This window comes from Rhizobium sp. Leaf371, from assembly GCF_001424045.1.
Classification (GTDB): Bacteria; Pseudomonadota; Alphaproteobacteria; order Rhizobiales; family Rhizobiaceae; genus Ferranicluibacter.
This window is the reverse complement of record NZ_LMQB01000009.1, coordinates 20,609-20,929: the sequence shown is the minus strand read 5'-3', so window position 1 is coordinate 20,929 and position 321 is coordinate 20,609. Positions and strand designations below refer to the sequence as shown.

The window sequence follows — 321 nt, the reverse complement described above, 5'->3', positions numbered from 1 at the left end:
ATGCAGATGCTCGAGAAGAAGGTATGTGCACAGCGGTCRTAGCGGGTGTGAATGCGCCGCCAGTCCTTGAGCCTGCCGAACATGTTCTCGATTTTGTGGYGCTTCYTGTAGAGAACAGGATCGTGCGGGATGGGGACTTTCCGGTTGGACCGTGACGGGATGCAGGCTTCGATCTTGCGCTCGGCCAGGGCAGCGCGAAACCAGTCGGCGTCATAGCCCTTGTCCGCCAGCAAGGTTCTGGCCTCCGGCAGGACATGCAGCATATGTGCCGCTCCCTTATAGTCGCTCATTTGGCCTTCGCTCAAAAGCAGGACCAGAGGC

General features: G+C 58.8%; 1 protein-coding gene. It reads right to left on the bottom strand.

Annotated elements, in window-relative coordinates; translation table 11 throughout:
• The coding region (locus tag ASG39_RS24480) for a transposase (protein ID WP_244481174.1) at window positions 1-321 on the bottom strand (321 nt) is incomplete at both ends.